This window comes from Pseudomonas sp. Marseille-Q5299 (assembly GCF_943737035.1).
Classification (GTDB): Bacteria; Pseudomonadota; Gammaproteobacteria; order Pseudomonadales; family Pseudomonadaceae; genus Aquipseudomonas; species Aquipseudomonas putida_E.
Map to the genome: position 1 here is coordinate 569,628 of NZ_CALSFR010000003.1, position 14,123 is coordinate 583,750.

The 14,123-nt window shown below is 58.7% G+C and carries 13 protein-coding genes; 2 read left to right on the forward strand and 11 right to left on the reverse strand.

All coding sequences use genetic code 11. From position 1 onward, the window contains the following. Positions 1-28: 28 nt before the first annotated feature. The 11 genes from gspD to NGJ21_RS11325 form a co-directional block, all read right to left on the reverse strand. On the reverse strand, positions 29-2,236 hold the full coding sequence (gene gspD, locus NGJ21_RS11275) for a type II secretion system secretin GspD (protein ID WP_251962117.1): 2,208 nt from the start codon (positions 2,234-2,236) through the stop codon (positions 29-31). A gap of 36 nt (positions 2,237-2,272) precedes the next feature. Beyond that, positions 2,273-2,779 (reverse strand): hypothetical protein, encoded by a 507-nt coding sequence (locus NGJ21_RS11280; protein WP_251962118.1) that lies wholly within the window; start codon positions 2,777-2,779, stop codon positions 2,273-2,275. Then, on the reverse strand, positions 2,772-3,380 hold the full coding sequence (gene gspM, locus NGJ21_RS11285) for a type II secretion system protein GspM (protein WP_251962119.1): 609 nt from the start codon (positions 3,378-3,380) through the stop codon (positions 2,772-2,774). The genes NGJ21_RS11280 and gspM overlap by 8 nt, the downstream gene beginning before the upstream one ends. Further along, a complete protein-coding gene (locus NGJ21_RS11290) occupies positions 3,380-4,135 on the reverse strand; it encodes a PilN domain-containing protein (protein ID WP_251962120.1) in 756 nt (251 codons plus the stop codon). Before NGJ21_RS11290 ends, gspM begins: the two co-directional genes overlap by 1 nt. Before the next feature lie 275 nt (positions 4,136-4,410). Continuing rightward, positions 4,411-4,992, reverse strand: coding sequence for a prepilin-type N-terminal cleavage/methylation domain-containing protein (locus NGJ21_RS11295; RefSeq protein WP_251962121.1), 582 nt, complete (start codon positions 4,990-4,992; stop codon positions 4,411-4,413). Then, the gene (locus tag NGJ21_RS11300; RefSeq protein ID WP_251962122.1) at positions 4,989-5,366 is read right to left on the reverse strand and encodes a type II secretion system protein; all 378 of its coding nucleotides are present in this window, start codon (positions 5,364-5,366) and stop codon (positions 4,989-4,991) included. Before NGJ21_RS11300 ends, NGJ21_RS11295 begins: the two co-directional genes overlap by 4 nt. Next, positions 5,363-5,812: a prepilin-type N-terminal cleavage/methylation domain-containing protein gene (locus NGJ21_RS11305; protein ID WP_251962123.1), complete on the reverse strand. Its 450-nt coding sequence runs from the start codon at positions 5,810-5,812 to the stop codon at positions 5,363-5,365. Before NGJ21_RS11305 ends, NGJ21_RS11300 begins: the two co-directional genes overlap by 4 nt. After that, complete coding sequence (gspG, locus tag NGJ21_RS11310; protein WP_286010433.1) at positions 5,803-6,213, reverse strand: type II secretion system major pseudopilin GspG; 411 nt, start codon at positions 6,211-6,213, stop codon at positions 5,803-5,805. Before gspG ends, NGJ21_RS11305 begins: the two co-directional genes overlap by 10 nt. A gap of 22 nt (positions 6,214-6,235) precedes the next feature. Then, positions 6,236-7,438: a type II secretion system F family protein gene (locus NGJ21_RS11315; RefSeq protein ID WP_251962124.1), complete on the reverse strand. Its 1,203-nt coding sequence runs from the start codon at positions 7,436-7,438 to the stop codon at positions 6,236-6,238. Next, a complete protein-coding gene (locus tag NGJ21_RS11320) occupies positions 7,435-9,132 on the reverse strand; it encodes a GspE/PulE family protein (RefSeq protein WP_251962125.1) in 1,698 nt (565 codons plus the stop codon). Before NGJ21_RS11320 ends, NGJ21_RS11315 begins: the two co-directional genes overlap by 4 nt. 93 nt (positions 9,133-9,225) lie before the next feature. After that, positions 9,226-9,924, reverse strand: a complete 699-nt coding sequence (locus NGJ21_RS11325; protein ID WP_251962126.1) for a type II secretion system protein GspK — start codon at positions 9,922-9,924, stop codon at positions 9,226-9,228. A 504-nt stretch (positions 9,925-10,428) separates the two neighbouring features. Here NGJ21_RS11325 and NGJ21_RS25915 point away from each other — a divergent pair. Together NGJ21_RS25915 and NGJ21_RS11335 are read left to right on the forward strand one after the other, a co-directional pair. Next, positions 10,429-11,001, forward strand: coding sequence for a DUF6531 domain-containing protein (locus NGJ21_RS25915; RefSeq protein ID WP_353506381.1), 573 nt, complete (start codon positions 10,429-10,431; stop codon positions 10,999-11,001). A 1,508-nt stretch (positions 11,002-12,509) separates the two neighbouring features. Continuing rightward, positions 12,510-14,111, forward strand: a complete 1,602-nt coding sequence (locus NGJ21_RS11335) for an RHS repeat domain-containing protein (RefSeq protein ID WP_251962182.1) — start codon at positions 12,510-12,512, stop codon at positions 14,109-14,111. Positions 14,112-14,123: the final 12 nt, after the last annotated feature.

A 14,123-nucleotide genomic window follows, 5' to 3' on the forward strand; every position in this document is an offset into this window, starting at 1 on the left:
GCCCTACCTGAAGAGTGATTAAGTCACATTAGCCACCGCTCACATCCGGACGAATCAGCTGCAATTGCTGCCGATATTCATCCGTAACCAGCCGTGCCGTACTGGTGTTGCTTACTACCTTAGGCGTAATCAGTACGATCAGCTCGGTACGCGTATGACTACGCTGAGTATCGCTGAACAGCCAGCCCAATCCCGGCACTCGACCTAACCAAGGTACACGGCTCTGGCTTTCGGCCTCGTTCTGCTTGATCAAGCCCCCCAGCAACACCGTCTGGCCACTTTGCACAGCCACTTGGGTGGATACTGCCCGGGTTGAGATACTTGGGTTGCCATTACTGTCCCGCAGCTTGCTGGCATCGCTGACCTGTTGCTGGATGTCCATGTACACCAGTCCGCCCGGGTTGATCCGAGGTAATACATCCAAGATCACCCCGGTCTGCAAGTATTGCACGCTGCTGGTAGTGACCGAGGTGTTGTCCAAATTGATGCTGGTCTGGTTGATCGGGATGTTGTCACCCACCTGGATCTGTGCGTTCTGGTTGTTCATCACCACCAACGATGGCGCCGATAGCACCCGCGTGTTGCCGCCAATTTCCAAGGCATGCAATGCCACCTGCAAGTTACTGCTGACAAACGAATAGAACAACGAGTCGGTGGCTTTCAAGCCTGCGCCACCACCGCCCAGAGCGCCCTGGCTGCCCGAAGCGTTCTCGATGCCTTTGGTACCGGAGTTACCCGCCAGGCGCCCGAGGTACCATTGCACGCCCAGGTCTAGGCCATCTTCCAGGCTAACCTCAAGAATGCGTGTCTCGATCTGCACCTGCAGCGGCGGGTTGTCCAGGCGTCGGATGGCAGTTTGGATCTCCTGCCATTGGGTCGGTCGGCAGCGCACCAGCAACTGATTGCTGCCACGCTGTGCGGTGATACGCACCAGGTTGTCGACCTGGCCATTGCTAGCCTGCCCGGTAGCGGACAGCTGCCCATCCTCCTCTTCTCTGGCATCGTCATCGCCCTGCTCAGCGTGCCTTGGCTTGGCCATGACATCCCGCGCGCTGGACATCGGCATGCCCCCACTGGCAGACCCCATGCCGCGGTCAGACGACAAGGTCAAGGTACGTAGTCCTGGCGCCACCTGCCCCTGTCCACCACTCCCCGGTGCCTCGTTGGCGTAGATTTGCCGCAGGTAACGCGCCAAGTCACTGGCCTTCATGTTGCGCACGTCGTACACGTACATCTGCGGCTCGTAGCCACCGCCCTGGTCGATGGTGTCGATCCAGCGGCCGACCTCGTTCAAGTATTCGGGTTGCGACGAGATCGCGACGATGGCGTTGGTCCGTTCGATCGGTAGAAAGCGCACCATCCCCGCTAACGGCGTGGCCCCCCGAGGCCCGAACAACTGGTTGAGCTCGGGCATCAATTCGGCAACGTTGGCCCGCTGCAGACCGAAAACCCCGATAGACATCCCTTTTAACCAGTTGAGGTCGAAGGTATCGATGGTGTCCTGATAGTTAGCCAGCTCATCCGGGGTGCCGCTGAGTACCAGCACATTGCGCGAGGCATCAACGAGCAGGAAGGCATTTTCACGTGCAAATGGCTTCAACAGTTTGCGCATTTCCACTGCCGAGATGTAGTCCAGCACAAACAGCCGGGCGCTAAGGCCACTGCCTGGTGCGGGTACGCGCACTTGCGGGGTCATCTGCCCTGCCACCGCCTGGCTGGCGGGCACCACCCAGTAGCGCCCGTCCTGCAGCACCAGCGCGTTGCTGGTCCAGGCGAGCAGGGTTTGCAGAATCGACAGCGCCTGGCCCTTGTCCACGGGTTTGGCCGTGGAGAACGACACTTCGCCTGTCACTCCCTGGCCGATGCTGTAATCCGCCTGCAGCACATCACCCAGCACGGTATTGATCACTGCAGCGATCGGCTGATTGACGAAATTGAAGCTGATCTGCCCTTCTTGAGCTGCCGGGTTACTGCGACTACGCACGGGCACTTTGGCAACGAACTGGCGGTCACCTCTCAAAATTTGCTGGCGGGTAGCTGCAGCGGGGGCAGACGCTGGTGCTGGCAATGCAGGTACATCGAGCGCTGCAGGAATGTTGTCCGGCAGCCGCTCGCTGCCCGTTCCGGCAAGTCCCTCACGAATCAGGTCATCCGCCTGCCTGGGTGGATGGGCAGGTGTAGCGCAGCCTTGCAGCACCAAGGCGGTCAGGCAGGAAAAGGCAAATCGGCAGACCACGAAATCAGTATCCTTGAGCAATAACTAGAAGCACATTCATTCAATCGGCATCGGCAGCTTCGGGCTGCTGATTTCCAGGGTTTGGCGGCTTTCGCCGTAGGTCAGCTCGACTTTCTGTTCATCAATGTGGGCGAGTGACCAGCCATTGGGCAGCGCATCGCCTTCCTTGGCCGAAAGCACCTGGTCGCCACTTTGCTTGAGCAACGCCACACGTAAAGGCGGGGCGACAATTACCCCAGTGAGCACCAGGTCATTTAGGGCTGGGGGTGGCGTACCTGCGTTGGGGTCAAGAGGGTCTGGTCGTCGCTGGTCAGCAAATAGAGGGAGCTCCCACACAGCCGAGTAAGTCTGCAAATCAACCACGTGGGACTCGCCCGGTGCCGGAGCTTCAGCCTGCACCGCCACCGGTTTAGACGCATTAACGGGGGCAGGCCATTGCACGGGAGTTTCAGTAACCAGGAGGTAAAGCCACAGTGCACTCAGCAGCAACACCGGCAACAGGTAAGGCAGCCAAGCCATGAGCAAACGGCGGTAGTCATTCATGCGCTTTCCCATCCGTTTGTCCCAGATAGCCCACCAGTTGCAGGTTGATGGCCAACCGGTGCAATGCAGGCCCGTCGACCTGCGACTGTAACAGTCGACGGATATCCATGGTTTCTACCAGCAGGAAGGGCGCTTCGCTTTCCAGTCTGTGCAAGGTGGTCGCCAAGGCCTGGGGGCCGCACTCCAGTTCTGCCTGCACCACGATCCGGCGCAACTGTCCTTGCCTGGTCACAGGCTCGGGCACCCGATTAAGCACACTGCAGGGCAAGCCACTGCTTGGTTGCAGGTCCAGGCGATCGACCACCAACTGCATAAGCTGCGCTTGCGCAGCCTCCGGCTCCGGGCCAGTTAACAGGCTACCTTCGGCCAGCGGTGACGCTGATACGGCGTCCAACTGCGCCTTGACGCCGTCACGCTGCGCTTCCAACCGGGAAAAACGCTCATAGGACGCCAGTAGCAGTGCTTCTTCTTCGCTGATTTTCAGCAGTGGCTCGACAAACCATGAGTGAATCGTCAGGCCGTATACCAGCGTCAGCATCAAAGCTGCCAGCGCAAGAGCGCTGAACCGACGAGCATTGGCACTCAGTTTCATGGCAGTCATCACTCACCTCCTGGCAAGCGGGCGTGCAAGGTGAAGCGCTCGCGGCCTGTTCCCGGCTCGGGCTGAATGCCACCTTGCAAGCCTGCTTTCAGCAGGCCGGCGCATTCGCTCATGTATGCCGGTAAATCGCTCGCTCGCGAGCTGGTACCGGTAAGCACAAGCTGGCCCTCGGCACCGACGCGCAGGCTATCGAGCCAGGCCTGCTCAGGTACGCAACGGGTCAACAAATCGAGCAGCGCCACGCTGCCAAGCCGCTGTGTCTCACGTAAACGCAAGGCACGCTCCACTTCACTGCGTGCCTGCAACTGCTTGCGCATGGCATCCACCTGCAGGGCATTAGCGCGGATGTCGGCTAATTGTGCACGCCGCGCCTCCAGCGCTTGCTCACTGCGCTGGACCCAGGCGCTCATGCAGGCCAGCAGGAGGATCAACGCGCTTGCCACCAAGCCATTTCGGACAGTACGTGTACGCTTGTCCCGTTGCACAGAGACGCTTGTCGGCAAAAGATCAATACCTTGCGGCCGACCCTGGCTGTCGACCACATCAACGCTCGCTACATCAACACCCAGCTCCAGTGCCTTGCGTACAATGCCATCTAGGCGGCTGCGCGGCATTACAGTCAGCCTTGCATCCATGGTTGGGCCAACAGGTACGCCCCCCAACACTTGCACAGCAAAGTACACTTCAGTGCTGGTGAGTGGCGTATACCGGTCGATCTCATGGGCCAGTACCTTGACCAAGGCGTACCTGGGCATACGCGGTAATTGCACATCGCATTGCAGTACCAGATTTGGCTCCAGCAACAACGATACCGTCCGTGCAGGGCCAGCTTCTGCAACTTTTGACAGTGGCCAACGCAGCCCCGGGCGAAGTTCAGCGGCCTTGAATTTCTGCTTGAGCGGCGCTGGAATGCACCCTGCCAACTCGCACCGCCACCAGCTAAAGAAAACTGACAGCGCAGAACGCTCCCAGCGCTCGCGCAACCTCTCACTTGCTGCGCGCCAATCACGTGATGCCCACTGTGGGGTGCTCATTGCCCGATCCCTGTCTTTTGATTGGTGCGCACCGCCACGCTCAAGGTTGGCCACGGCATGCCCCCCTGGCCACGCGCCTGAATGCGTACCAGGCGTGGCAAACGCTGTGGCCATGGCCAGTGCTCCAGCCAACCGCTGTCACGGCGCATGTCATCCATGCCTCGATAAGCGATACGCACGTCGCGCAGGTGGTCGGTCAGAACCTGAGGTTCGCCCCAGGGTTCGGCATTGTCCTTGTCGAAAAACGCTATGTGCAGCGTCCAGCTATCAACCTGGTCAGGCAGGAACTGCAAATGGTGCATTTTGGGCTGGCCACCCAGCCCCAATGGCACGGCGGCGAGGTACTCGATTCTTTTGGCTTCACCCACGAAACGAGGCGTTTCTCGCATGCCTTCAAGTGACTGGCGCAAGAAACGCTGGGCGGCAAGAATTTGCTCCATGCGCTCAGCGGCGCGCTGGCTTCGCTCGGCTGCGATGCCGGTGCTTCTGAAACTGGTAGCAGCCAACACCATCAAAAGACCAAGCAGGCTGAGCGCAGCCAGCACCTCCAGCAAGGTGAACCCTCGCGTGCGCTTCATGGTGCTTCAGCCTGTGCAAAGCGTTGCAGGCGTAGCGTAGAAAAATGCTCCTCACGCTGGCCCTGGCGTAACGTCAGGGCCAGATGGTACAAGCCGATCCCCGGCAAGCTGTCACGTAATGTGCATTCGAAGTGCCATTGGAAACCATCGCGCTCGCCCTCCTGGGCACCTGTTTGCAAGGTTTGCAGCGAAAGCTCTGCCATCAGTGACCGGGCGACCTGGGCCATGCTGCCTCTGGCCTCTGCCCGTAGCTGGTCGCGCGAGGCATCGCCCAATGTGCTCATCAGCACCGTCAAGCCCAGCGCCAGCAGCACCATCGCAGCCATCATCTCGAGCAAGGTAAAACCGCCCTGCTGGCGATTACCACGCCTCATGGACGCACCGCCTCAAGGCTCGCAACACCGGTCAGCCAACTGACATCGATACGTTGCTCGCGCCCGGCCAAGCGCAACAACACGTTGCCGCCGCTCGAACTGCCGTCCGGGTAAAAATGAATGGCCGGCTCGGCGCCTGTCGGCGTGGCCGCGACGTGAAGTTGCCATTGCAGGCTCGGGGGCAGGCAGCGAGGTTTGCCCGCCTCTCGTCGGTAGCACAACGCAGGCACATCGAAATACACGCTGACGCGATGACGCTCACGCCGTGCCTGTACCCGCGCCTCACGCAGCACCTGCAGCAACTCGCCTGGCGCCTGACGCTCGCGCGCGCCAGCCAGGCCGCGAGTGACAGCCGTCCCCAGCAGCGCACAAGCAATGGCAACCAATGCCATCACTGCCAGCAGTTCGAAGAGGGTGAACCCACGTTGGCGCAACGCTACTGCCAATTGCCCACATCCGTATCGTTACCTTCGCCACCTGCTTTGCCGTCGCGCCCCAGGAAAACCAGGTCGAAGCTGCCATGCTCGCCCGGACTCTGGTAGGCAAAGGCATGGCCAAACGGGTCACGTAATTCGCTCTGCTTGACATAAGGACCCTGCCAGCCCGGTACATTCGCCGGTTTGGCCAGCAGGTCGGCCAGATCAGCCGGTGGCGCACCCACGTCCATGGCGTAGCTTTCAATTTTCATGCTCAGGCTGGCCAATTGCGCCTTACCCGCCCCTACCTTGCCTTTATCGACATTGCCGCCAACCTGGCGTACCACGATGGTGGCGATGATCCCCAGCAGTACGATCACAGCCAGCATTTCCAACAGGGTGAACCCTTGGTTGCGACGACGTTTGGTCACGACAGCTCCTTGTGAATTGCATTCAGATATTGCTGGTCAGGCTCATCAGCGGCAGCAGGATCGCCAGCATGATCAGTGCCACCAGCAGGGTCATCACCAGCGTCAAGGTCGGCACCAGTGCCGCCATGAAACGCTTGATCCGGGTCTGGTTCTGCTTGTCATAGATATGTGCGAGCTTGAGCAACATTGAGTCCAACTGACCAGATTGCTCACCCACCCCGATCATGTGTACCGCAAGTTCCGGAAACACCCCGGTACGGGCCAGGGCCACTGCCAGCGGTGCACCTTCGCGAGTTTCATCGGCAGCCCTGCCAAGCGCTGCCTGCATGGCCCGGTTGCTGGCGACCTGCCGGGCGATATCGAGACTGGCCAGCAAGGCCACGCGCTTGTCCAGCAGGGTGCCCAAGGTCTGAGCCAGCCTGGCGGTGTCCAAAGCCTGCAGGAACACTCCGAAGGCACCACGGCGCAGCAACCAAGCATCTAGTGCCTGACGTCTGTGCGGGTCAAGAAGGGCAAGCAACGCACAGCAGATACAAATTGCCAAGCACAATGCAGCGAACAACCCCCAGCGTGCCAATCCCTCACCCAGCCACAGAATCGCCTCGGTAAGCATGGGCAGCGCGATACCGAGGTCACTGAATACCGGTACGAATTGCGGTACCACATACGCCAACAACAGCGTCAACGAACCCAGTACTCCCGCGACCAAAAATGCGGGGTAGATCAGCGCGCTGATCAGTTCGCTGCGTTGAGCCTGGGCACGCCCAAGGTAGACTGCCAGTTGAGCCAGAGCATCGCCGAGCGTCCCCGTCGCCTCGCCTGCGCGAACCAGACTCAAGTAAAAAGGTGAAAATAACTTGCTCTGTCGCCCCATGGCCGACGACAGCGAGGCACCTGCCTTGACCTGGGCGAGCAAGCCTTCAAGTAGTTCACGCTGAGGCTGACGGCTTGCCTGTCGGGCCTGCAAGGCCAATGCGCTTTCCAGCGGCTGCCCTGCTTCGAGCAGAGTGGCGAGTTGCTCGGTAAAGTGCACCAGGGCAGCCTGATCGAGTTGACGACGTGCGCCGACCATCCGATGCCAATGCCCTTGCGCCGCGCGCACGTCGACAACCCACAGCCCCTGCGACTGCAAGCCAGAAATCACCTGAGCGTGGCTCTCTGCCAGAAAATGGCCTGCCTGGCGCTGGCCTTGACCATCGATGGCCTGGTAGCGAAAACGGATCATGCTGCGAGCTCACCCTCGTCACGCGTGACGCGCAGCACTTCCTCGAGGCTGGTCACACCGGCAAGGGCCAGGCGCAGCCCATCCTCATACAATGTGCGCAAACCTTCCTCGCGGGCGACCCGCTCCAGTGCGCTGCTGTCGGCCCGCTCCATCAACAAGGCGCGAACGCGCTCGGACATGACCAACAGTTCGCTGACCACTACACGCCCCCGGTAACCACTACTTGCAGCATCCGCCCGCGGCCGGTACAAGCGGATCGGTCGTTCATCGGTGTATTGCTCCAGGCGGTGCTCACGGACCAGCGCTGACGGGGCTTCGTACGCTTCACACTCGCCAGGGTCTAGCCGACGCAGCAAGCGCTGCGCCAGCACACCGTTCAGGGTGGAGGCCAGCAGGTAGCTCTCCACGCCCATATCCAGCAAGCGGGTGATGCTGGCACACGCACTGTTGGTGTGTAGCGTGGAGAGCACCAAATGCCCGGTGAGCGCTGACTGAATGGCGATACGGCAGGTTTCCAGGTCTCGGATTTCGCCAATCATGATCACGTCCGGGTCCTGCCGGACTATCGAGCGCAGCGCAGTCGCGAAGTCCAGCCCGATGGCAGGCTTGACCTGCAACTGGTTGACCCCGTCGAGTTGGTACTCGACGGGGTCCTCGACCGTGATGATCTTGCGTTCCGTGATGTTAAGCCGCGCCAATGCGGTATACAGCGTGGTGGTCTTGCCGGAGCCGGTTGGACCCGTGACCAGCAGGATGCCGTTTGGCTGCTCCAGCACCTCCAGCAGCCTGTCCAGGTAGCCGCCGGTAAACCCTAGCTGCGAAAAATCTAGAGTTACGCTGTTACGGTCGAGCAAGCGCAGAACAACCGACTCACCAAAACTGGTAGGCAGTGTCGATACCCGCAAATCAATCTGTCGCCCTGCCAGGCGTAGGGCAATTCGCCCATCCTGAGGCAAGCGACGCTCGGCAATATCCAGCCGGGCCATGATCTTGATACGAGAGATGACTGCAGCAGCCGAGCGCACCGGCGGGGACTCTGCTTCACGCAGCATTCCGTCCACTCGGTAACGCACCTTCAGGCGGTTTTCGAACGGTTCGATATGTACATCCGATGCGCGCAGCTCCATGGCCCGTTGCAGGATCAGGTTGACCAACCGGATAACTGGGGCCTCGGAAGCCAGGTCCTTGAGAAGATCGGTATTTTCGGGACCTTGCATGTCCTCGAACTGCTCGACCAGCGATCCCATCGCCGTACGGCCCTGACCGTAGATGGCTTCGATCATCTGTTCAATTTCGCTTCGGGTCCCCACCAGCGGCAGTACCTTCAACCCGGTCGCATACGCTATTGCACTAAGCGGATAAGGCTCAGCCGGGCGGGCGACAACCACCTGCAACTGCCCGTCAGAGGTCATACCGACCGGGACGACGCAGTGATGGTTGAGAAAACGCAATGGCAAGGGTGGCAAAGCAGTGTCCGGCGTGGCGGATGCTTGGAGATCGAAACGCTGCCAGCCCAGAATGGCTGACCATGCCTGCGCCAAACTGGCTTCCGAGAGCAAGCCCAGGCGCAACAACCAGTCGGTAACGCTGCCCTCCGGCTGCTGCGCACGCACTGTTGCGATCTGCCCGAGAGCATCTCGGGTGAGGATGCCACCTTCGATCAGGTGCTCCACAAGGCTATCGTCGACGTCCATATCCACGGCTTCCGGCGGTGTTTCCGGAAAGCGGAAACCGAAAAATCGGCTGATGATAGCAATTTGCACCCACCTTGGAAATCTTCGCTCAGCTTACCGCTCTTGCCAGTGCAATACCTTGAAAACACCGGCCTCGGTGTTATCCGGGGTAACCAGCACCGTCGCTAGCAGCCCCGCACTGAAACCATCGGCAAGAGTTGCCTGCACATCGATACTCACGACCGAGCCTGGATTGCCATTCAGTTCCTGCGCCTTTGGCAGGCCAATCGCCTTGCTCAAAACCGGATCGGCGAAAGCAGCAACTGGTACGCCGTCGCCTCCCCACAATGTCACGTAGGGCAAGATGCGTTGATAAAGTGCAGTGTCCATGGAGGTGACGTCGATCAAGTCTTCGAGATGCTGCAGCGGTTCACCTTGATCCCGGCGTGCATGCATCTGGTTGACCAATACATTCGCTTCTACCGGGCTGGCCCCCATGGCTTGGAAAAAACGGGCGATGTAATCGAGATTACCGAAATTGAGATCCAGCTTGCCGTGTTCGCTTCGCACCGAAAGCGCCAGTGTCACGCCATCGAGAGTTGCGGGGTACACTTGGCCATTGGCCATAAAGCCCTCGGGGGCTTGCAGCAGTTCATGCACTGCCAGCGAGAGCCCGCCCTCGGCAGCGAGCACGGCCTTGCCAAGCTGCAACTCTGCATGGCTCTGGCGGATTTCAATACGCTGTGTAGCCACCACGCCCGTGACCATCAGGCCTAATACCGCCAGCAGCCAAAGGACCAATATCAAAGCCATGCCACGCTGGCGCGTCCGACTAATCAGCCTAGCCGTTGAGATACCAGGTGTTGCTCTGCCCCTGGAAAATCGTTTCATGACCTCGAACACGGGTAGTAAGTCCGCCAGCAGTTGCAAATGGCCATCATTACACATAGCATGCGATCCCGTCTTTGTTCGGGTCGCAGAAAGCGAGCAACCTGATCTACGTAATTTAATGGATTAAAATGTCAAGGCGGACCCCTTATCTCCTCTCTATCCTACAAACTCCAGCGCGTCGATCCTCAAGTGCGTTTGTAGATACAGACTGAATGTCATTTTCAGTTGATCACACTGACAAGTACAACCGTGCATCGCTCGCGTGTTTATCTGTAAGCACTAGGCATTCAAAACAGGCCCCACACATTTCACCGCGTCATTTAACGGCCGCCTCTTGGCGGCTCAACAGCCTCATCGTCTGAATTGGCGAAACCTACGACTTAAACTGGTCGATTTACCCGTAATCGAATAATCAAACGGAATTGTATGAGATCTAAAAACACTTACCGTTGGCACGCATTTAGCGTGCTGCTTGCTGTCTTAGTCTGGCAGACTTCCGCCTACGCTACTGGACCATACGAAGAAACAGTGTCACAACCCAAAGGGGACTATGATTTCCGAGAAGTGGAAACCGTCGATCCTTCCAGCGGAAGCTTGGTGATTAAGCATCTCGACGTCAGCCTGCCTGGTCCATCTGACCTTGGCATCAAGGTCTACCGAACCTACAACACAAGTGCAGTCAGTGCATCCCTCAATCAGTCATATCGACAATCCTTTAATTGGATAGCACTCGGGCCCGGCTGGCGCTTGCGCGCCGCGCCACGGTTGGTTCATGGAAACAATTTCATTCTCAACTCTCTCGTCACCCCTGAGAAGCAGATCTATTCCAAGAGCCCGCTAGGCGGGGACCTTTGCACAGGTGCCGCAGTCTCAGCGTACAGTCCGCTCGGACTGTTCCTAGAACTACCAGACGGTTCCCAACAGCAGGTCTTTTCCAGTGGCGGCGGGTCCGGAAGAACACCCCACAACTCGGAAGTTTCTGTAGCAACATGCTGGTAAGCGCTCGCTCCCCGGAGGGTATTGTCTACGATTTCGGAAATTGGAACACCGATCGTCAAGGGGGCATTGAAGGTACCAGTGATGTGATCGATGACGGCCCTTACTATCCAGAACCACTCATGCCAATCAAGTCGACTGTCACCTACATGGATGCCAAGAAGGCCACTGATCTGCATGGAAACTGGATCAAGTTCGACTATACCTACGTCACTTCTAAACCCCCACAGTACACCTTACCCTCAACCGTCTATCCCGGGCGTGTTTTCAGGCAGTCCGATGCATACTTCGAACGCGGGCATGTACTGACACGCATTTCTGCCAACGACGGTCGCAGCGTGACGTTCAATTACGAAAGCGGCACCTCACGACTCCTCAGTATCAGCGATAGCGCTGGTCGAAACTGGAGCTATAGCTACCTAACTGCTGATGCCAACAATTCCCGTGTTCTGTCAAAAGTGACGCTTCCTTCTGGTGATAGCTGGCAATACCGCTATCAGGCCGGGAAATTTCTTTACTCTGACTCCACGGATGCATTCACACCACTTAACGCACAGACCGTCGCCGCACGAAAGCTCATCGGCATTACTTACCCGACGGGCGGCAGCATCAGTTACGGCTATGGATCAATGGTAATTCGCAAGCACCTAATGTCCGGCCCATCTGGTAATCGAACGGGTTACGACATGTCCATACGACGCGAGCAAATCGTGTCGAAGGTGCGCTCGACCGGCGAAAGCTGGAGCTATGCATACACCAAAGGCGAAGCCGGACAGCTGGATGTCACCCGAGTAGTTGGCCCGGAGGGTACGACTACGTTCAAGTACATGGGAGCCGGCTACTCTCGCACCAATGATCTACCCCACGGCCTGCCACCTGCGACCTATCAGAACAACGCTTGGAAAGTTGGTCAGCTAATGGAGGTAAACCTTCCAGACGGCAGCGTGGAAACCTATAACTGGATCTCTCGGGAGCTCCAGGCCAGTTGGAGAGCTGTCATCGAGGGTGGGGTCGTTTCTGATCAAAAGGTATGGGCGGCCGACCTGCAGATCAAGACTGTCACCCGCAACGGCGCGAAATACACCACTACTTATGCCGGTTATGACACCTACGGAAACCCCGGTAGCAAGAGCGAAACCGGTCCTAACGGCGGCAGCCGTACCACTACATACACGTGGTTCAATGACCCAAACAAATGGATCATCGGTCAGCCATTGACCGAGTCGTACCCCGGAAGATCGATTAGTCGCAGCTATAACATCAACGGAAAGCTTCTTAGTGAAAATTACAATGGTGTCATCACCAGCTACACCTACGATTCCGAAGGCAACCTGGAGACCCAGACGCGCCCCGGCAACCGTCAGTATAAGTTTTCGAATTACAAGTTCGGCACTCCTCAAACCGAAGTTCAGCCCGAGGGTGTAAGCCTCTCCCGAGTAGTCGACGCTGCGGGTCGAATAACGGCCGAGACTAACGGCGAGGGCCATCTCACCAGATACACTTATGATGGCATGAACAGGATCACCTCCATCACTGCCCCGCTGGGCAACGTCAAGACCATTGCATATACCTCTACAAAAAAAACCGTCACCCGCGGCTCTCTAATCGAAACCACTCAGTATGACCCATTCGGCCGTGTCGCTAGCATCACCCTGGGAGGCATCACTACGCGCTATCAATATGACGGTCTGGATCGCCTCACCTTCACGTCCGACCCTGGGGCCACCACCGGTACCCGCTATCAGTACGATGCCCTCGGCCGCGTCACCCGTGTGACTAACGCCGACACAAGCTACCAGGCCATTGCCTATGGCGCTGGAAGCCGTACCGTCACCGACGAGCGCGGCAAGGCCACCACCGAGACTTACCGTGGTTATGGCAATCCCGACCAATTGCAGCTAATGGCTATCACCGCCTCCGAGCCGAGTGCCAACGTCACCCTCACCCGTGATACCGCCGACCGCATCATCACGGTCAAGCAGGGTGCCTTCACCCGCACCTACGGTTACAACGCCAACGGCTACCTAACCAGCGTGACCAACCCGGAAACTGGCAAGACGGTCTATGGCCGTGACGTGGCAGGCAACATGACGAACAAACAGGTCGGTGCCTCGGGCGTTACCCGTTACACCTACGATGGTCAGGACCGCCTGAAGAGCGTGACCTATCCCGGTATCACTCCGGCTGTGACCAACACTTACGACAAGACCGGCAAGCTGCTGGCCAGTACTAGTACCGGCGGCAACCGGGCCATGGTCTACGACGCGGCAGGCAACCTGATCCAGCAAAGCCTCACCCTGGACGGCAAAACCTTCACCGCCAAGTACGCCTACAACGCCAACGACCAGCTTGTCAGCATCACCTACCCGCAGTCCGGCCGCGTGGTCAACTACACCCCCGATGTGCTCGGACGACCGACCACGGTGTCTGGCTATGTCAACAAGGTCACCTACTGGCCCTCTGGCATGATCAACCAGATCACCTACGCCAACGGCACCACCACCAGCTATACGCAAACCTCGCGCCTGTGGCCGGCCACCTTCAGCACTGCCAAGACCGGTGGCGCCACCTACCTCAACAGTGCCTACACCTACGACGGCACCGGCAACCTGGCGACCATCCGCGACTCGGTCGACAGCAGCTTCAACCGCACTCTGGGCTACGACGGCATCAACCGCCTGACCAGTGCCGCTGGTTTCTGGGGCACAGGTGCCATCAGCTATGACGGTGTCGGCAACCTACTCAAGCAGACCTACGGCACCACCAGTCTCAGTTACACCTACGACGCCCAAAACCGCCTGGCATCAGTCAGCGGCCAGCGCGCCGGGAGCTTCACCTACGACCTGTACGGCAACATCGTCAGCAGCGCAGGCACCCACTACACCTACGACGGCGTGCCCAACCTGGTGTGCATCAACTGCGCGGTTGCCGCCAGTAAGGTCGCCTACCAGTACGACGCTATCAACCAGCGCAGCAGTGTGACCAAGGCTGGGCGCAAGGTGTACGAGATGCATGACGCTGATGGCAAGCAGTTGATTGAGCTCGATGGCACCACCCTCACCGAATACATCTACCTCGGCGACAAACGTATCGCTGACCGCGTAAGCCCTTGAATGGAAGCCAGG

What these genes read in the sequence shown, in the direction of transcription:
- NGJ21_RS11280 (WP_251962118.1), bottom strand. Translation starts at nt 2,779, where the DNA reads ATGAATGACTACCGCCGTTTGCTCATGGCTTGGCTGCCTTACCTGTTG.
- gspM (WP_251962119.1), bottom strand. Translation starts at nt 3,380, where the DNA reads ATGACTGCCATGAAACTGAGTGCCAATGCTCGTCGGTTCAGCGCTCTT.
- NGJ21_RS11290 (WP_251962120.1), bottom strand. Translation starts at nt 4,135, where the DNA reads ATGCCCAGGTACGCCTTGGTCAAGGTACTGGCCCATGAGATCGACCGG.
- NGJ21_RS11295 (WP_251962121.1), bottom strand. Translation starts at nt 4,992, where the DNA reads ATGAAGCGCACGCGAGGGTTCACCTTGCTGGAGGTGCTGGCTGCGCTC.
- NGJ21_RS11300 (WP_251962122.1), bottom strand. Translation starts at nt 5,366, where the DNA reads ATGAGGCGTGGTAATCGCCAGCAGGGCGGTTTTACCTTGCTCGAGATG.
- NGJ21_RS11315 (WP_251962124.1), bottom strand. Translation starts at nt 7,438, where the DNA reads ATGATCCGTTTTCGCTACCAGGCCATCGATGGTCAAGGCCAGCGCCAG.
- NGJ21_RS11320 (WP_251962125.1), bottom strand. Translation starts at nt 9,132, where the DNA reads ATGGACGTCGACGATAGCCTTGTGGAGCACCTGATCGAAGGTGGCATC.
- NGJ21_RS11325 (WP_251962126.1), bottom strand. Translation starts at nt 9,924, where the DNA reads ATGGCTTTGATATTGGTCCTTTGGCTGCTGGCGGTATTAGGCCTGATG.
- NGJ21_RS25915 (WP_353506381.1), top strand. Translation starts at nt 10,429, where the DNA reads ATGAGATCTAAAAACACTTACCGTTGGCACGCATTTAGCGTGCTGCTT.
- NGJ21_RS11335 (WP_251962182.1), top strand. Translation starts at nt 12,510, where the DNA reads ATGAACAGGATCACCTCCATCACTGCCCCGCTGGGCAACGTCAAGACC.